The sequence below is a fragment of the Amycolatopsis orientalis DSM 43388 genome (assembly GCF_000411975.1).
Lineage (GTDB): Bacteria > Actinomycetota > Actinomycetes > Mycobacteriales > Pseudonocardiaceae > Amycolatopsis > Amycolatopsis orientalis_D.
Genome location: NZ_ASXG01000019.1, coordinates 25,734 through 43,165, shown reverse-complemented (window position 1 = coordinate 43,165; position 17,432 = coordinate 25,734). Strand labels below are relative to the sequence as shown.

Below are 17,432 nucleotides of genomic sequence, written 5' to 3'. Positions count from 1 at the left end.
GGCGGGAGCAGTGGTGGTGGCGGGGTTGGGCGGGGCGGGCTTGGCGGTAGGCCTGGGGTGGCTGGGGTTGTTCTGGCGGAGGTTCGCGGGGGTGGATGGAGGTTCCGCGGGTGGTCTAGTGAGTGCGGCCGAAAGGGGCACTGGCGGGGAGGGCCGGGGCTGGAGTCGCGGCGAGGTCCGAGCCGGTTGGCTGCGGGGATGGGGCGGCGGCTGTGGGTGTGGTGTCGGGGTGCCCGGGCGCGGGTTGGCTGCGGGGACGGGTCAGTGGCTGCGGGTGTGGCGTCACGGTGCGCGGGCGCGGGTTGGCTGAGGGGCGGGGCGCCGGCTGCGGGAGTGGCGTCGGGGTGGCCGGGCGCGGGTTGGCCCATGGAACGAGGCGGCGGCTGCGGGATTTGCGTGGAGATGGTGAAAGGGACGGCGGAAGTGCGGCGAGGCGGCCGCGAGCCGATGGCGAGGCGGTGAGCGGGTTGGCGAGGAGGGCAGCGTCGGGTGCTGTCCGGCGAGGAGGGAGCAGCGCCAACCGGCTCACCAGCGGCACAGCTGCACAGGAGGACGGCGGAGGCGTCGCGCGGGGCCCGCGGCGATGTGATGAGCGGGTTGATGAGCGGGACAGCGAAAAACCTGTGAGTCGCCCTCGTTGAGCGTCGGCTGCCTGCCCGGATAAGCCTGCCCGGACAACCCTGGGCCGCGGCTTGAGCTTGGGAGCCGATTCACCCGGGTAGCGAAGGGGTGAACCCGCGACAATCCGGTTCAGTCGTTCTCCAGGTCGCCTTCCAAAGTCAAATACACCTCACGCATCTGCGCCAGCAAGTCCGGATCCGGTTCTTCCCACAGGCCCCGGTCGGCGGCTTCCGTCAGGCGTTCGATGATTCCTCGCAGCGCCCACGGGTTGGCGTTCCGCAGGAACTGCTGGTTCTCCTCGTCCAGGACATACGACTGCGACAATTTTTCGTACATCCAGTCGCCCACGACGCCGGCGGTGGCGTCGAAGCCGAAGAGGTAATCGACCGTCGCCGCGAGTTCGAAGGCTCCCTTGTAGCCGTGGCGGCGCATGGCGGACAGCCAGCGCGGGTTCACGACTCGGGCGCGGAAGACGCGGGCCGTTTCTTCGCCCAGGGTGCGGGTGCGGACCGCGTCGGGAGTGGTGGAGTCGCCGACGTAGGACGCGGGGGCGGAGCCGGTCAGGGCGCGGACGGTGGCGATCATTCCGCCGTGGTACTGGAAATAGTCGTCGGAGTCGGCGATGTCGTGTTCGCGGGTGTCGGTGTTCTTCGCGGCTACGACAATGCGTTTGTACGACGATTCCATGTCCTCGCGCGCGGGACGGCCGTCCAGGTCTCGGCCGTACGCGAAGCCTCCCCAGACCGCGTAGACCTCGGCGAGATCCTTGTCGTCGCGCCAGTTCCCGGAGTCCATCAGGGGGAGCAGGCCGGCCCCGTAGGCACCGGGTTTCGAGCCGAAGATGCGGGTGGTGGCCCGGCGGTTGTCGCCGTGGGCGGCCAGGTCCGCGTTGACGTGGGCGCGGACGTAGTTGTCCGATTCCGGTTCGTCCAGGGACGCGGCCAGCCGCACGGCGTCGTCCAGCAGGGTGATGACGTGCGGGAAGGCGTCGCGGAAGAAGCCGCTGATGCGGATTGTGACGTCGATCCTCGGGCGGCCCAGTTCGGACAGCGGGATGGGTTCGATGCCGGTCACGCGCCGGGAGGCCTCGTCCCAGATCGGCTGGATTCCCAGCAGGGCAAGGACTTCCGCGGCGTCGTCGCCGGAGGTGCGCATCGCGGAGGTGCCCCACACCGAGAGGCCGACGGACCGCGGCCAGTCGCCGGTGTCTTCGCGGTAGCGGCGGAGCAGGGAGTCCGCCAGGGCCTGGCCGGTTTCCCACGCCAGGCGGCTCGGGATCGCCTTGGGATCCACCGTGTAGAAGTTGCGGCCGGTCGGCAGGACGTTGACCAAGCCGCGCAACGGAGAACCGCTGGGGCCTGCCGGAATGTAGCCGCCGTCCAGGGCGTGCAGTACCGCGTCTGCTTCGGACGAAGTGCCGGCCAGGCGGGGGACGATTTCGGTGGCGGCGAAGGTCAGGACGCGGGCGACTTCGGCATCGAAAGCCCCCAAGACCTCAGTGACGACGGAGGAAACCGATGAAGGCGACCACGAGTGGTTCTCCATGGCTGAAACCAGCGTGTGCGCGGTGGTCTCGATGGCGTCCACTTCGGACAGCGGCGCGTCCGAGTTTTCCTTCAGGCCCAGGGCGGAACGCAGACCCGGAACGGCGCCTTGCTTGCCGCCCCACATTTGCTGGGCCCGGAGCATCGCGAGGACCAGGTTGACGCGGGCCTCGCCGGCCGGGGCCTCGCCCAGGATGTGCAGGCCGTCGCGGATCTGGGCGTCCTTGACCTCGCACAGCCAGCCGTCGATGTGCAGCAGGAAGTCGTCGAACTCGGCGTCGTGCGGCCGTTCTTCCACGCCCAGGTCGTGGTCGAGCTTCGCGGCCTGGATGAGCGTCCAGATCTGGGCGCGGATCGCCGGGAGTTTCGCCGGGTCCATCGCGGCGATGTTGGCGTGTTCGTCCAGCAACTGCTCCAGCCGGGCCAGGTCGCCATACGATTCCGCGCGCGCCATGGGCGGGACCAGGTGGTCCACGATGGTCGCGTGCGCACGGCGTTTCGCTTGCGCGCCTTCGCCCGGGTCGTTGATCAGGAACGGGTACACCAGCGGCAGGTTGCCCAGCACGGCATCGGGGGCGCAGGCAGCGGACAGACCGGCGGTCTTGCCGGGCAGCCATTCCAGCGAACCGTGCTTTCCGAGGTGGACGACGGCGTGCGCGCCGAATTCCTCTTCCAGCCAGCGGTAGGCGGCGAGGTAGTGGTGGCTCGGCGGGAGGTCCGGGTTGTGGTAGATCGCGACCGGGTTCTCGCCGAATCCGCGCGGCGGCTGGATCATCAGGACGACGTTGCCGGACTGCAGCGACGCCAGGACGATGTCGCCCTCGGGGTTTGCCGACGTGTCGACATACAGCGAACCCGGTGCGGGGCCCCAGTGTTCTTCCATCGCTTCTCGCAATTCGACCGGCAGGGCGGCGAACCATTCGAGGTAGCGGGCGGCGGGGACGCGGATCGGATTGCCGGAGAGCTGTTCTTCGGTCAGCCATTCGGGATCCTGGCCGCCCGCGGCGATCAGCGCGTGGATCAACGCGTCGCCGTCCGGCTGGTCGGTTCCGGTCGGGTCGACGCCGGGGAAGGCGTCCGGGCCGAGGTCGTAGCCGCGTTCGCGCATCAGGCGCAGGAGTTTGATCGCCGAAGCGGGGGTGTCGAGGCCGACCGCGTTGCCGACGCGCGAGTGTTTCGTCGGGTACGCGGACAGCATCACCGCGATCCGGCGCGAAGCCGGCGGAGTGTGGCGCAGGCGCGCGTGCGCGAGCGCGATGCGGGCGACACGCGAGGCACGTTCCGGGTCGGCGACGTAGCGGGGAAGACCGTCGTCGTCGAATTCCTTGAAGGAGAACGGGACGGTGATGATCCGGCCGTCGAATTCCGGGACCGCCATCTGGTTGCCCGCGTCGAGCGGGGACAGGCCGTCGTCGCTCGCGGACCAGGTTTCGCGGTCGCTGGTCAGGCACAACGCCTGCAGCACCGGCACGTCCAGCGCGGCCATTTCCGCGACGTCCCAGGACTCGTCGTCCCCGCCGGCCCCGGCTTCCGACGGACGCGTGCCGCCCGCCGCCAGCACAGTGACGAGCAGCGTGTCGACCTTGGCCAGCTCGGCCATCATCTCCGGCGCGCGCGTGCGCAGGGACGCGGTGTGGATCGGCAACGCGCGGCCGCCCGCGGCCTCCACCGCGTCCGCCAACGCGTGCACGAAAGCGGTGTTCCCGGACAGGTGGTGCGCGCGGTAGTAGAGGATCCCGATGACCGGTCCGTCCCCCGCCGGAGCCGGCCGGGAAAGCACGCCCCACGAAGGCAGTTCGGCGGGCGGTTCGAAGCCTTCGCCGGTGAGCAGCAGGGTGTCGGACAGGAAGCGGTGCAGCTGCGTGAGGTTCTCCGGACCGCCCTGGGCGAGGTACAGATGCGCTTGCGCGGCGATTCCGGCGGGCGTGGTGGAGAGCTTCATCAGCTCCGCGTCCGGCGTCTGCTCGCCGCCCAGCACGACCACGTGCGCGCCGGACGCGCGCAGCGTGTCCAGGCCGTCCTGCCAGGTCCGCGGCGTGCCGAGAATCCGGACGACGACGATGGACGCGCCCTCCAGCAGGCCGGGCAGGTCCTCGAGGGGAAGCCGGGACGGGTTGCCGAGCCGGTAGTCCGCGCCGCTGGCCCGGGCGCTGAGCAGGTCGGTGTCCGAAGTGGACAGCAGCAGGATCACGGCGTTCCTCACTCGGGGTGTCCGCGCCCCGGGTCGTCGGGCACGCCGGCGGGAGTTCCTGGCTGCCGGCGGCCGCGGGGCCGCCGGTCACAGTGGCGGGACCGCCCCGGATTTCCACCGGGTTCCTCCGCGTGCCGACGCGTGTGCGCTCTTACTCTCGCCGGGCGCGCGGGCGCCGTCAAGGTGAGCAGACCCTCACGCGGGCTTGCTTTCGTCCCCGATCCGCGGGAAGGGCGCGGTGGAGAACAGCACCTCCACCGCGACCTCGAAGAACTCCGCGATCCGCAACGCCAGGTACAGGCTCGGGCTGTACTCGCCGCGCTCCAGGTACCCGATCGTCTGGTAGTGCACGCCGAGCGCGTCCGCGAGCTGCCGCCGCGAGATGCCGCGTTCGGCGCGCAGCACCGCGATGCGGTTGTAGACGTTCTCGCTCACCGCGCCTCACACACGCTGAAGTGCCCTTTCCCGTCGTGCCGCCACCGACGACCCCGATTCGCGCCGGGCCATCCGCTTCAGCAGGACCGGGGCCAGCGCCAATCCGATCACGGCCCACGCGAGCAGCACCCCCAGGGTCGCCCACGGCCGCCAGGACTGCCCGATTTCGACGACGACCGCCTGGTCGGGCAGCAGTGCCGAGCGCATGCCGAGACCGAGCCAGTACATCGGGAACACCTGCGCGACGTCCCGCAGCCACACCGGCAGCGCGGTGATCGGGTAGAAGATCCCGGAGATCGCGCCGAGCCCGAACGTCGGCAGCATGACCAGGGCCAGCATCCGGGAGTCCTGGATCAGCGAGCCGATCGCGGCGCCGATCGGCAGGGTCGCGGCCAGCCCGGCGACGAGCACCCACAGCAGGTTCAGGACCGAGAAGAACCCGTCCGGGGCCAGCCCGTCGAACAGGAACAGCGCCGGCGCCAGCAGCACGACGATGCCCGCGACCTGCACCAGCGAGAACGTCGTGACCTTGCCGACGAGATAGCCGAACATCCCGTTCGGCGTCGCCTTCGCGCGCAGCAGCGTGCCGTCCTCGCGGTCGATGACGAGCGATCCGGCGACGCTGGTCAGGCCGTTGAACACGATGCCCGCGCCGAGCACGCTCGGCACCGTCGCGGTGCCGAGCGAGAACGAAGTGCCCGGCAGGTGCGCGCCGCGCATGAAGAAGAGCGTGCCGAAGATCATCGCCAGCCACACGAGCTGGCCGATCAGATCGTCCCGGTTCGTCCATTGCTGGCGGAATTCGATGAACCCGCGGCGGAGTCCTGCCCGCGCCGCGGTCCCCTGCGCCGTCACCGCGCACCTGCCGAGGTCAGCCCGGACTCCGCGCGCTGCACGAGGGTCAGGTAGGTCTCCTCCAGCGACGCGCGCCGGACCTCCAGATCGGCGACCGCTTCGCCGTGCTGCTTGAACAGCTCGTACACGTACTTCGTCGCCTCGGTGGTCGAGTGCACGAACCGCTGCCCGTCGACGGTCCAGCGCACCTCGGCCTCGCCGGCGATTTGCCTGCTCAGCTGGTCCGGGGACCCGTTGGCGACGATGCGGCCGCCGCTCAGGGTCAGGATCCGGTCGGCGAGCTTTTCCGCCTCGTCGAGGTCGTGCGTGGTGAGCAGGATCGTGGTCTCGTCGTCGGCGAGCCGGTGCACGAGCTCGTGGAAATCGCGCCGCGCCCGCGGATCGAACCCGGCGGTCGGCTCGTCGAGGAACAGCAGCTCGGGACGGCCGACGATGCCGATCGCCACGTCCAGCCTGCGCCGCTGCCCGCCGGACAGCATCCGGATCTTCTTGCCCGCGTGCTCGGCGAGCCCGACCGCCTCGATCAGCTCGTCGGTGTCCCACGGGCGGCGGATCCGGTCGCTGGAGTACGGCGCGTAGTACGACCCGAGCAGGTCGAGCAGCTCGCGCACGCGCCATTTGCCGTGGTCGCGCCAGGACTGCAGGACGACCCCCAGCCGCGCCCGCCAGTCCTCGTCGCCGCGCGCCGGGTCGGTGCCCAGCACGGACACCTCGCCCGCGGACCGCATGCGGAACCCCTCGAGGATTTCGATCGTCGTGGTCTTGCCCGCCCCGTTCGGGCCGAGCAGGCACAGCACCTCGCCGCGGTGCGCGGTGAACGAGGTGCCGTGCAGCACGTCGTTCGCGCCGTAGCGCATGCGTAAGCCTTCGACGCGGAGCACGGTGTCCGCTTGATCTCTCATTGGATGACCCCCATCCTGCCTGTGCGATGGAATGTAGCAGAAGTACTACATATGATCGCAAGCCTGTTAAATCGGCCGCGGGTTACAGTGAGCGCCATGTCCAGCCCTGCCCGCGTGCGTGCCGACGCGTGTCCCGGAGTCTTCGCGACGCACGACGCGGCGGACGGGCCGCTCGCCCGGGTGCGGCTTCCTGGCGGCGGGGTGACCGCGGATCGCTTGCGGGCCTTGGCTTCCTGCGCGGAAGATCTCGGTGACGGAGACGTCCACCTGACCTCGCGGGCGAACCTCCAGCTGCGCGGCGTGCGCCGTCCGGGGCTGGCGGCGCGGCTGACCGAAGCCGGGTTGCTGCCGTCGCCCAGCCATGAACGCGTGCGGAACGTGCTGGCCTCGCCGTTGAGCGGGGTGCGCGGCGGGCTCGCGGACGTCCGGGGGCTTTCCGCGGAGCTGGATCGTGCGTTGTGCGCGCGGCCGGAACTCGCCGAGTTGCCGGGGCGGTTCCTGTTCGGCTTCGACGACGGACGCGGGGACGTCGCGGGCACGGACGTCTGCTGGCGCGCGATCGGTCCGACGACCGGAGTGGTGCTGCTGGCGGGAGCGGATTCCGGCTGGCTGGTCTCGCGAGACGAGGCGGTGTCCGCGCTGCTCACGGTGGCGGAAGCGTTTGCGCATACGCGCGGTTCGGCGTGGCGGATCGGGGAGCTGGCCGATGCCTCGACCCTGCTGCCGGACGGCCCGCGGGAAGCGCCGCAAACCCGCCCGAGCCGAATCGATCCGACGGTGGGGAGGATCCGGCGCGATGACGGCGGCGAAGCGGTCGGGGTCGCGCCTCGATTCGGCCAGTTGAGTGCCGCCCAGCTGCGCACGCTGGCCGACTTCGGCGACGTCGTGGTCACGCCGTGGCGTTCGATCCTGCTGCCGGGCGGCGCCGACGTCGAACGCCTGCACGCGGCGGGGCTTTCGACGGATCCGGCGACGGCGCAGCTTAGCGCCTGCATCGGCGCGCCGGGGTGTGCGAAGTCTCTCGCCGACGTCCGCGCCGACGCGGCGACACTGGTCCCGGACGGGGAGCGGGTGCACGTCTCGGGCTGTGCCCGGCGGTGCGGACGGCCGTCCGGCGCCCACCGCGACGTGGTCGCCGAACCCGGCGGCTACCGTGTCGACGGACGCTGGACGTCCGAGTTGGCGGATGCGTTGGCGAGAAAGGGACCTTCGTGATCGACTACCTGCGGGACGGGGCCGAGATCTACCGGCACTCGTTCGCCACGATCCGCGAAGAGGCGGACCTGGCGATCCTGCCCGACGACGTCGCGGGCGTCGCGGTCCGGATGATCCACTCCTGCGGCATGGTCGACCTGGTCGACGACCTGCGCTACTCGCTCGACGTGGTCGAGGCGGGCCGCGCCGCCCTGGAGGCGGGCGCGCCGATCCTGTGCGACGCGAAGATGATCGCCAGCGGCATCACGCGCAAACGCTTGCCCGCGGCCAACGACGTCGTGTGCACCCTGGACGACCCGAGCGTGCCCGGGCTGGCCGAACGGCTCGGCACCACGCGGTCGGCCGCCGCGCTGGAACTGTGGCGCGACCGGCTCCCCGGTTCGGTGGTGGCGATCGGCAACGCGCCGACCGCGTTGTTCCGGTTGCTGGAGCTGCTGGACGAGGGCGTCGGCGCACCGGCCGCGATCATCGGCGTGCCCGTCGGGTTCGTCGGCGCGGCGGAGTCCAAAGTGGAATTGGCGAAGCGCGCGCCCGCGCCGTACCTGGTCGTGCACGGGCGCCGGGGCGGCAGCGCGATGGCGGTCGGCGCAGTGAACGCGATCGCGAGCGCGGTCGAATGACGGGGCGGCTGTACGGCGTCGGGCTGGGTCCCGGCGATCCGGAACTGATGACGGTCAAGGCGGCGCGGCTGATCGGCGAGGCGGACGTGATCGCCTACCACAGCGCGCGGCACGGGCGGAGCATCGCGCGGTCGGTGGCCGAGCCGTACCTGCGCGAGGGGCAGCTGGAAGAACGCCTGGTCTATCCGGTCACCACCGAGACCACTGACCATCCCGGCGGATACGAAGGCGCGATTGCCGATTTCTACGAGCTGAGCGCGAAAAAGCTCGCCGAGCACCTCGACGCCGGGCGTGACGTGGTGCTGTTGTGCGAAGGGGATCCGTTCTTCTACGGGTCCTACATGTACATGCACGAACGGCTCGCCGGGCGGTTCGAGGCCGAGGTCGTGCCTGGGGTGACGTCGGTGAGCGCGGCGGCGTCGGTGCTCGGCCGGCCGTTGGTGCAGCGCGACGAAGTGCTGACGGTGTTGCCGGGAACGTTGCCAGCGCCCGAATTGGCGCGGCGGCTGGCGGACACCGAAGCGGCGGCGGTGCTGAAATTGGGCCGTACCTTCGGTTCCGTGCGGGAAGCGCTCGCGGAGTCGGGCAAGCTGGACGATGCCTGGTACGTCGAGCGCGCGACCTGGGGACAGCAGCGGGTGGAGCCGTTCGCGGACGTCGATCCGGAGTCGGTGCCGTATTTCTCCTTGGCCTTGCTGCCCAGTCCGGCATACAAGTCGCGAGTGGACGGTGAGCCCGCTCCTTCGGTTTCGGTGCAAGCGGAAGGCGGCGAGGTCGTGGTCGTCGGGCTCGGCCCGGCCGGGCCGGAGTGGCTGACGCCGGAAGCTTCGGCGGAGCTGGCGGCCGCGGACCACATCGTCGGCTACGGGCCGTATGTCGCGCGGGTGCCGCAGCGGGCGGGACAGCAGCGGCACGCGTCGGGGAACCGGGTCGAGGCGGACCGGGCGGTCGAGGCGCTGCAACTGGCCGCGACCGGCGCGCGGGTGGCCGTGGTGTCGTCCGGGGACCCGGGCGTGTTCGCGATGGCTTCCGCGGTGCTGGAACAGGTCTCGGCCGGGCACGGAGCCGGCGCGCGGGTGCGGATCGTGCCCGGGGTGACGGCGGCGCAGGCGGCCGCGTCGCGGGTCGGCGCGCCGTTGGGGCACGACTATTGCGTGCTGTCCCTTTCGGACCGGTTGAAGCCATGGGAGATCATCGAACGCCGCCTGGACGCGGCTGGTGCGGCGGATTTGGTGCTGGCGCTGTACAACCCGGCTTCGCGGACCCGGGTGACCCAACTGGCGAACGCGCGGGAAGTCCTGCTGCGGCACCGGGAGCCGGGGACGCCCGTGGTGGTGGCCCGGGACGTCGGCGGGGCGGAGGAAGACATCCGCATCACCACGCTGGGCGAGCTTGATCCGTCCACAGTGGACATGCGCTGCGTGCTCATTGTGGGCTCGTCGCGCACGGTGGTGGAGGAAGGGCCGGACGGGCGGTCGATCGTGTGGACCCCGCGCAGTTATTCCTGACCTTCTCGTAGCAGCCGTTCCGCCTCGGCGGGGTGGTGGGAGCCCGTCGTGAGCGGCGGCGCCGGTTAGAACCGGCGCCGCCGCTCACGAGGCCGCTAGCGTGTCGGGTCCTTGCCGTTCGGCTGCGACGGGCCTGGCCCAGGCGACCACCAGCCCCACACTGTTTTCTCGCCGTGCCGCACCGTCGGGGCCACGCCGGTCGTGTACGGCTCGATCTGCAGCAGCTGTCCCCACGACTGGTACGGCTGCCCGCTCAGATAGCTCGGCACCTCGGGCTCGTCTGCGATTTCCTCGAGCCAGCCGTTCGGGCCGCCGTTGGTGCTGGACGCCCATTTCGCCTCGTCGGCGAGCTGGCCGGGGGTGATCCGGTAGTCCGGCATCGCGGAGATGCCGTCGTGCGAGGTCACCGGGTTCGCGCACGGGTACACGAACGACGCGGGCCAGTCGATGTACACCGATTTGCCGGCGAGCTTGTCGGTGAGCGTGGTGAAGGTCGGCACGCGCGGCGCGGACGCGGCGATCCAGCCGTCCTCGGTGAGGTCGTTGTCGACCATCACGACCCGCACCGACGTGGTTTCCGGCGGCAGGTCGCGCAGGTTGATCCGGGTGTCGTTCCAGCCTCCGGTGCCCGCGCCCGGCGGGAGCGCGAACTGGCCGCGCAGCACGCGCACGCCCTCGGGAGTGGTGACGCCGTACTCCAGGCTCACCGACGTGGGACGGCGGGGCTGGCTCGCGGTGGCGACCACGATCTGGCCGTTCTCGGTCCGGTCGGTGAGCGCGTACCAGTCGCTGCGCAGCCGTCCGGCGCGGGTCTGGGTGTCGAGGTAGCTGCTCCACATCGGCACCTGGCCCTGCTTGAACCCGTGCGGCGGTTCGGCCAGCGGGTCCTTGTCGTCGACCGGGCTGGTGTGGAAGCCGGTCTGGACGCGGCCGTTGTCCTGGTCCGGGGTCGGCAGCGGGTTCGGCGGGTTCTGCGTCACCGGCTTCTCCGGCACGGTCCGCTGCTCGGCCTGCGGGTGCAGGATGCTCTTCGCCGCGTCGCGCTCGACCATCACGTGGTCGGACAGGTTGCAGCTCTTCCCGAACAGGTGGCCGATGTTGGCCGCGCCGAGGCTGTAGCTGTCGCGCTGGAAGTAGATCGCCGCGCCCATCGTGTAGACCTCGCCCGCCGCGACGAGGCCGCACACCACGACCAGCGACAGCGAACCGAGCCGCAGCGACCGGCTCTGGCCTTCCTGCGGGGGCGGCACCGGCCCCGGCCGGTGTGCCCGGATGTTCTCCACGAAGGCGTAGATCCCGGCGATCGCGGCGGCCCCGAGCAGGATCGTCGACAGCGGGATGCCGCCGACCGACGGCGCGCCGGTGGTCCACGGCACCCCGATCTTCGAGACGAACCAGTACGCGTTCGGCCCGGTCGCGGCGAGCGCGCCGACCACCAGCAGCACCGCGAGGAACGCCGCCCGGTTGCGGTTGGAACGGAGCACGGTCGAGCTGGTCGCCAGGGCGGTGAGCGCCGCCATCGACGCGCCGACCGCGGCGAACGCGCCGAAGTGGTGGGTCCATTTCGTCGGGGTCAGCGCGAGCAGCAGGAAGAACAACGCGGTGGTGCCGATCAGCCGCCGGCTCGGCCCGAGCGCCGCGCCGGGGATCCGGCCGCGGCGCAGCAGCACGACCAGGCAGGTGACCGTGCAGAGCAGCACGAGCAGCACCGGGAACCGGCGTGGCGCGGAGCCGTCCGGCAGGTTCTCGAACAGCAATTGGTACCGCGCGAGTTCCTGGAACCACGACAGGTTCGGGCCGACCGCGGTGCGGATGCGGGTGGCCTCCTGGACGGTCGCGAACGTCTGGTCGGCGAACATCACCACGAGCACCAGGAAGCCGGACGCGAGGATCGGCGCGAGCATCGGCAGCCATCCGCTCGCCGACCGCTGCCGGACCAGCTTGAACAGCGGTTTCCCGGCGACCAGGAACGGGGCGACCGCGATCAGCCCGGTCGGCGTCGCGGCGAGGGTGAACGCGGCCGCGGTCAGGCCGAGGCACAGCGGCAGCAGCCGGCGGGTGACCAGCGCGCGTTCGACGGCGCAGATCGCCAGCAGCGACCCGAGCGCGGCGACCGGTTCCGGCCGGACGCCGTTGTTGTAGGGCATCCACCACACCAGGAACACCGCCGCGGCGGCCCAGCCCGCGGCGCGGCTGCGGCGCACCTGGGTGCCCAGCCGCGGCATCACCTCGCGGCTGATCAGCAGCCAGCTGATCACGCCGAGCAGGTACGAGGGCAGCCGGATCCACGGCGGCACCGTGCTGACGTGCGTCATCAGCTCGTACAGGTGGTAGAACCAGCCGAACGGGGCCTCCGCGACGCCGAACCAGCGGTGGTAGTTCGTGAGGTACCCGGTCGCCTCGGTGACCCGGGCCATGGTGAGGATGTAGCCGTCGTCCGAGGTCACCGGCCCGATGAAGACCCACGCGCCGAGCACGCCGAACACCGTCGCGTCGCGGCCGGTCAGCCGCCACCAGCCGACCGGGGCCCAGCGCGGCGCGCGGCGGGCGAAGCCGGAGTCCATCCGCCACACCGCGATCAGGCAGCCGAGGAACGACAGCGCGGCGAGGATGCCGACGACGACCTTGAACGTGGTGGGCGAGGTCTGGTAGCGGGTGTCCGGGACGACCGAAACGTGCAGTCCCGCGATCGGGTCGCGCGCCGAGGTGATCGACGAGTAGATGCCGAGCACCCGCGGCCGGACGTCGCCGGTGGTGTGGAAGATCGGGGTCTTGCCGACCGCAAGCGTCATCTGGGTGGCGTCGGAGTCGAGCGTGACCGAGCAGCCGGTCTGCGGGAGCGGCTGCTGCGCGATCTGCTGGCCCTGGCTGGAAGCGAGCAGCACGCCGTTGTCGACGCGCAGCTGCATGCCGACGCCGTTGGCCGCGTGCTTGCCGGTGCGCCCGTCCGGGACGGTGGAGAACAGCAGCGCGGGGCCGTTCGTGCGCGCGTCGAGCGAGCGGATCGTCTCGCAAGGCAGTTCGGCCTTGAGATCCTGTGCCCAGTACCCGGTCAAGGGCGCGTTGACGGAACGCGTGTCGGAGGCGACGGGCCAGACGACTTCCGCGGTGTCCTGCACTACCGGCAGGAAGGGATAGGCCAGGGCGCACAGCGCCGAAAGCAACCCCAGCACTACGGCAATCGGACGCATTAGAAGGAATCTATTGGGTCACCCTGACCGGTTTACGCGGACCCCTCGTCGCGCGGGGTGAACCGCTCGTGGTGTACCGCGCTGGCCAGCGGCGCGCGGCTGCGCCAGCCGTGCCGTTCCAGGTCGGGGACCTCGGCCAGATTCGTTACCGGTCCTACACAAAGCCAGGCCACCGGACGGATCCCGGCGGGGATGCCGAGCAGTTCCGCGAGCACGGGTTCGCGGTAGAAACTCACCCATCCGACGCCGAGGCCTTCCGCGGTCGCGGCGAGCCACAGGTTCTGGATGGCCAGGCACACCGAGTACAGCCCGGCGTCGGCGATCGCGTGCCGCCCGAGCACCGCCGGGGCGCCGCGCTGCTCGTCGTAGGTGACGACGATGCCGAGGCTCGATTCGCGGATGCCCTCGACCTTGATCTTGGCGAACGTCTCCGCCCGCTCGCCGTCCAGCGACGCGGCGAAGACTTCGCGTTCCTCGTGCACGTGGCGGGCGAATTCCTCGCGCGTGCCGGGGTCGCGGACCAGCACGAAGTCCCACGGCTGGCTCATCCCGACGCTCGGCGCGGCGTGCGCGGCCTCGAGCACCCGGGCGAGGACCGCGTCGTCGATCGGCTCGCCGGTGAACTCGGCGCGCACGTCGCGGCGGCGGTGCAGGACTTCGTAGAACGACTCGTTCATTGCTTCAGTACCCATTCGACGGCGGCGGCGACGTCCGCGGTTTCCGTAGTGGACGGTCGGGGCGGGCGGCGCACGACGACCACCGGCAGCCCGAGTTCCCGCGCGGCGGTCAGCTTCGCGGCGGTCATCGCGCCGCCGCTGTCCTTGGTGACCAGGACGTCGATGTCGTGCTCGGTCATCAGCGCGCGCTCGCCGTCGAGCCGGAACGGGCCGCGGTCGAGCACCACCTCGTGCGCGCGGGGCAGCGGCTGGCCGGGCGGGTCGACGCAGCGGATCAGGAACCACAACGGGTCGAGGTCGGCGAACGCGGCCAGGCCCTGGCGGCCGCTGGTGAGGAAGACGCGGGTGCCGAGGCCGGGCAGGAGCGCGGCGGCTTCATCGAGGTCGTCGGCCCAGTGCCAGCGATCGTCGCCGGTCGGCTGCCAGCCGGGGCGGGCGAGCCGCAGCAGGGGTACGCTCGCCGCACGCGTGGCGTGGAAAGCGTTGGTGCCGATGCGTTCCGCGAACGGATGCGTGGCGTCGACGACTGCCCGGACACCGTTTTCGCGCAGCCAGGCGGTAAGGCCTTCGACGCCGCCGAATCCGCCGATCCGCACTTCGCCGACCGGCAGTCGCGGTCGCGTCACCCGCCCGGCCAGCGACGAGACCACCGGGACGGCGCGTTCGTGCAGCTGGGCGGCGAGGGCGCGGGCTTCGGCGGTGCCGCCCAGGATCAGGACGGTCATCGGCCGTACCCGACGGCCGCGCGCCACCGGTCGAGGGTGCGCATGTTGGCGAGGGTTTCGGCCCAGGTGAGCTCCGGGCCTTGCCGGTCCTCGACATGTGCGGCGACGTAGTCCGCTTCCCGGGCGTAAACCCCTTGCGTGGCTTCGATTTCGATGACCTCCGGCTCGCCGGTCGACGGAGTCAGCACGATCGTCGACACGCCCGGCGCGCGCAACTCGTGGATCCACGCGGGCTTCGGCACATACAGCTGGCCGCCGGTCCCGTAGATCCGGATGTGGTCGTCTTGGGTGAGCAGGTAGCCGCAGGACAGCTGGGCGATGATGTCGCCGGGCAGCCGCAGCAGGCCCATCGCGAACTCGTCGACGCCGCGTTCGGTGAGCCGCGCCATGCCGGCGACGCGCGTCGGCTCCACCGCTGGAATTCCGGTCGCGGCCTGGGAAACGAGCCGGGCCAGCGAGGTGCAGTAGCAGCCGACGTCGAGGATTCCGCCGCCGCCGAGCGCGGGGTCGCCGAGGCGGGCCGCGTCGTTTGCGTCGGAGTCGAAGCTGAACGTGACGTCCACGGCGCGGACCTCGCCGATCGCGCCGGATTCGATCAGCTCGACCAGCCGTCGCGTCTGCGGATGCATTCGGTACATGAACGCTTCCATCAGGAAAACGTCGTTGCGCCGCGCGGTATCGATGACCTTCTCCGCGTCGGCCGCGGTGAGCGTGAGCGGTTTCTCGCACAGCACGTGCTTGCCCGCTTCGGCGGCCCGGATCGCCCATTCCTCGTGCTGCGCGTGCGGAGTGGCGACGTAGACCGCGTCGACGTCCGGGTCGGCGAGGAGGGCTTCGTAGCTGCCGTACGCCTTCGGGATTTCGTACCTGGTCGCGAACTCCCGCGCCCGCTCGGCGGTGCGCGAGCCCACCGCGGCGAGCACGCCGTGGCGGCTTTGCTCGACGCCCGCGGCGAATTCGGCGGCGATGCTCCCGGTGGCCAGCAGGCCCCAGCGCAGATCGGTCACAACGACTCCGGTTGGCTCGCGCGGTCGCGGGTGCTCGAATACAGGAAACTGTCCGGGAATCCGCCCGCGGCGAGGACCCGGCCGACGAAAATCGTGGCCGCGCGGGTCATTCCGGCGGCCCGTGCTTGTCCGGCGATGTCGGCGAGCGTGCCGCGGACCACCGTTTCGCCGGGCTGGCTGGCCAGCGCGACGACGGCGGCCGGACAGTCGTCGCCGTAGTGCCCGGCGAGTTCTTCGGTGACGCGCTCGACGTGATTGATCGCCAGGTGCAGCGCGAGAGTCGTGCCGGTGCGGGCGAAATTCTCCAGCGTTTCGGCGTCCGGCATCGCGGTGGACCTCGCCTGCGCGCGGGTGATCACGAGGCTCTGGCCGATGCCCGGGACGGTCAGTTCGCGGCCGAGCACGGCGGCGGAGGCGGCGAACGCCGGTACCCCGGGCACCATCTCGTACGGCACGCCTTCCGGTTCCAGCCGCCGGACCTGCTCGGCGACCGCGCTGTACAGCGACGGATCTCCCGAACACAGCCGTGCGACGTCGTGCCCGGCTCGATGCGCTTCGACCAGTTTCGCGGTGATCTGGTCGAGACTGAGGTTCGCGGTGTCGACGCGTTCGGTGTCCGGCGCGCAGTAGGCGAGCAGGTCGGTCGGCGTCATGCTGCCCGGGTACAGGCACACCGGGCAGCGGGCGAGCAGGTCGCGGCCGCGCACGGTGATCAGGTCGGCCGCGCCCGGTCCGGCGCCGATGAAGTAAACGGTCATTTCCAGCTCCACTGCGTGACTGCCCGGGACGGCGTCCATCCGGTGAACCCGCCGAGCGGTTTCGCGTGCTCCACGGAGATGCGTTGCAGTTCCCCGCCGTGCCGGGCGTAGGCGGCGGCCAGGATCTGCTCGGCTTCGAGGGTGACACCGTGCGCGACGATCCGGGCGTCGGTTTCGACACACCGGTCGAGGACGCCGGGCGCGGTCAGGCCGCCGCCGACGAAAATCGCGTCCGGACGGGGGAGCCCCGCCAGCGCCTCGGGCGCCGGACCGGTGACCACCTGTAATTCCGGCACGCCAAGGGTATCGGCGTTGCGCTGGATGCGTTCGGCGCGCGCCGGGTCGCGTTCGATCGCGATGGCGCGGTTCAGCGGGTGCACGCGGGACCACTCGATGCCGATGCTGCCGGCGCCCGCGCCGACGTCCCACAGGAGTTCGCCCGGGGCTGGCGCGAGGCGGGCGAGGGCGGACGCGCGGAGGTCGCGTTTGGTGAGCTGGCCGTCGTGTTCGAAGGCGTCGTCGGGGAGTCCGGTGAGCGGGAGACCGGGGCCTTGGCAGCGCACGGCGAAGACGGTGAGCGGACCGGGGTCGCGGGTCCAGCCGTCGGTGATCCGTTCGTCGTCCGCGCCGAGGTTTTCCAAAGCGGTCAGGGCGGAATCGCCGTATCCGCGGGCTTTGAGCAGCTCGCGCAGTTCCGCCGCGGAGCCGCCCAGGACCAGCAGTTTCCGGTCGGGGGCCAGCGCTCGCGCGACGCGGTGGACGGCGCGGCCGACGACCGTCACCACCTCGGTTTCCTCGAACGACCAGCCGAGCCGCGCGCGGGCCAGCGTCGCCGAGGAGACCGCTGGGTGGACGTCGAGCGGATAGCCGCGGTCACGCAGGGTGGTGGCGATGCCGGACAGGTACGGATCGCCGCTGGCCAGCACGCACACGCGGCCGCTCTGCTCGGCCAGGAACTCGTCGAGCGCGGGCAGCAGCGGGCTCGGCCAGGGGCGGGTGCGGAGGTCTTCCGGCAGGGACTTCAGCTGCCGCTCCGAGCCGAGCACGACGTCCGCCCGCCGCACGGCGGCACGGGCCGCCGGGGTGAGCCCGGCCCACCCGTCGGCCCCGATCCCGACCACCGTCAGGCGTGATTCTTCGCGCACGATTTCCCACCCTAAGCGAAGGCTTCGCTGTGCGATGA

The 17,432-nt window shown here is 71.2% G+C and carries 13 protein-coding genes and 1 riboswitch; of the genes, 3 read left to right on the top strand and 10 right to left on the bottom strand.

Going from position 1 to position 17,432, the window contains the following annotated elements; genetic code table 11:
- Positions 1-750: 750 nt before the first annotated feature.
- The 4 genes from cobN to L942_RS02895 all read right to left on the bottom strand — a co-directional run bounded on the left by cobN (position 751) and on the right by L942_RS02895 (position 6,548).
- Positions 751-4,356, bottom strand: coding sequence for a cobaltochelatase subunit CobN (gene cobN, locus L942_RS02910; RefSeq protein WP_037354506.1), 3,606 nt, complete (start codon positions 4,354-4,356; stop codon positions 751-753).
- A 52-nt stretch (positions 4,357-4,408) separates the two neighbouring features.
- Positions 4,409-4,484: riboswitch (cobalamin riboswitch) on the bottom strand.
- A 67-nt stretch (positions 4,485-4,551) separates the two neighbouring features.
- Complete coding sequence (locus L942_RS02905; RefSeq protein ID WP_037354504.1) at positions 4,552-4,791, bottom strand: helix-turn-helix transcriptional regulator; 240 nt, start codon at positions 4,789-4,791, stop codon at positions 4,552-4,554.
- Between the two features lie 6 nt (positions 4,792-4,797).
- Positions 4,798-5,646 carry an ABC transporter permease gene (locus L942_RS02900; RefSeq protein ID WP_037354502.1) on the bottom strand — a complete coding sequence of 283 codons (849 nt, stop codon included), beginning with the start codon at positions 5,644-5,646 and terminating at the stop codon, positions 4,798-4,800.
- A complete protein-coding gene (locus L942_RS02895) occupies positions 5,643-6,548 on the bottom strand; it encodes an ABC transporter ATP-binding protein (RefSeq protein ID WP_037354499.1) in 906 nt (301 codons plus the stop codon). The genes L942_RS02900 and L942_RS02895 overlap by 4 nt, the downstream gene beginning before the upstream one ends.
- 96 nt (positions 6,549-6,644) lie before the next feature.
- Here L942_RS02895 and L942_RS02890 point away from each other — a divergent pair, with 96 nt between their 5' ends.
- Genes L942_RS02890 through L942_RS02880 form a run of 3 tightly spaced genes read left to right on the top strand, consistent with a single transcriptional unit; the run spans position 6,645 to position 9,891 of the window.
- A complete protein-coding gene (locus tag L942_RS02890; protein ID WP_037354496.1) occupies positions 6,645-7,763 on the top strand; it encodes a nitrite/sulfite reductase in 1,119 nt (372 codons plus the stop codon).
- Positions 7,760-8,383 (top strand): precorrin-8X methylmutase, encoded by a 624-nt coding sequence (locus tag L942_RS02885; RefSeq protein ID WP_037354494.1) that lies wholly within the window; start codon positions 7,760-7,762, stop codon positions 8,381-8,383. Before L942_RS02890 ends, L942_RS02885 begins: the two co-directional genes overlap by 4 nt.
- Entirely contained in the window at positions 8,380-9,891 is a 1,512-nt protein-coding gene (locus L942_RS02880) for a precorrin-2 C(20)-methyltransferase (protein WP_037354491.1), read from the top strand. The genes L942_RS02885 and L942_RS02880 overlap by 4 nt, the downstream gene beginning before the upstream one ends.
- Positions 9,892-9,986: 95 nt before the next feature.
- On the opposite strand, the gene L942_RS02875 is transcribed toward L942_RS02880, so the two are convergent.
- From L942_RS02875 to L942_RS02850, 6 genes are read right to left on the bottom strand one after another with little or no spacing between them, the layout of a single operon-like run.
- Entirely contained in the window at positions 9,987-13,082 is a 3,096-nt protein-coding gene (locus tag L942_RS02875) for an arabinosyltransferase domain-containing protein (RefSeq protein WP_081654916.1), read from the bottom strand.
- A 32-nt stretch (positions 13,083-13,114) separates the two neighbouring features.
- Positions 13,115-13,759, bottom strand: coding sequence for a 5,6-dimethylbenzimidazole synthase (gene bluB / locus L942_RS02870; RefSeq protein ID WP_037354487.1), 645 nt, complete (start codon positions 13,757-13,759; stop codon positions 13,115-13,117).
- The gene (locus tag L942_RS02865) at positions 13,756-14,484 is read right to left on the bottom strand and encodes a cobalt-precorrin-6A reductase (RefSeq protein WP_037354523.1); all 729 of its coding nucleotides are present in this window, start codon (positions 14,482-14,484) and stop codon (positions 13,756-13,758) included. Before L942_RS02865 ends, bluB begins: the two co-directional genes overlap by 4 nt.
- Positions 14,481-15,491: a Gfo/Idh/MocA family protein gene (locus tag L942_RS02860; protein ID WP_037354485.1), complete on the bottom strand. Its 1,011-nt coding sequence runs from the start codon at positions 15,489-15,491 to the stop codon at positions 14,481-14,483. The genes L942_RS02865 and L942_RS02860 overlap by 4 nt, the downstream gene beginning before the upstream one ends.
- On the bottom strand, positions 15,488-16,249 hold the full coding sequence (gene cobM, locus L942_RS02855) for a precorrin-4 C(11)-methyltransferase (protein WP_037354482.1): 762 nt from the start codon (positions 16,247-16,249) through the stop codon (positions 15,488-15,490). The genes L942_RS02860 and cobM overlap by 4 nt, the downstream gene beginning before the upstream one ends.
- Complete coding sequence (locus tag L942_RS02850) at positions 16,246-17,394, bottom strand: bifunctional cobalt-precorrin-7 (C(5))-methyltransferase/cobalt-precorrin-6B (C(15))-methyltransferase (RefSeq protein ID WP_037354480.1); 1,149 nt, start codon at positions 17,392-17,394, stop codon at positions 16,246-16,248. Before L942_RS02850 ends, cobM begins: the two co-directional genes overlap by 4 nt.
- Positions 17,395-17,432 lie beyond the last annotated feature (38 nt).

Bases quoted from the DNA above. Each gene is read 5' to 3' on its own strand.
- bluB (WP_037354487.1), bottom strand. From the start codon at position 13,759: ATGAACGAGTCGTTCTACGAAGTCCTGCACCGCCGCCGCGACGTGCGC.
- L942_RS02875 (WP_081654916.1), bottom strand. From the start codon at position 13,082: ATGCGTCCGATTGCCGTAGTGCTGGGGTTGCTTTCGGCGCTGTGCGCC.
- L942_RS02895 (WP_037354499.1), bottom strand. From the start codon at position 6,548: ATGAGAGATCAAGCGGACACCGTGCTCCGCGTCGAAGGCTTACGCATG.
- L942_RS02890 (WP_037354496.1), top strand. From the start codon at position 6,645: ATGTCCAGCCCTGCCCGCGTGCGTGCCGACGCGTGTCCCGGAGTCTTC.
- L942_RS02865 (WP_037354523.1), bottom strand. From the start codon at position 14,484: ATGACCGTCCTGATCCTGGGCGGCACCGCCGAAGCCCGCGCCCTCGCC.
- cobM (WP_037354482.1), bottom strand. From the start codon at position 16,249: ATGACCGTTTACTTCATCGGCGCCGGACCGGGCGCGGCCGACCTGATC.
- L942_RS02880 (WP_037354491.1), top strand. From the start codon at position 8,380: ATGACGGGGCGGCTGTACGGCGTCGGGCTGGGTCCCGGCGATCCGGAA.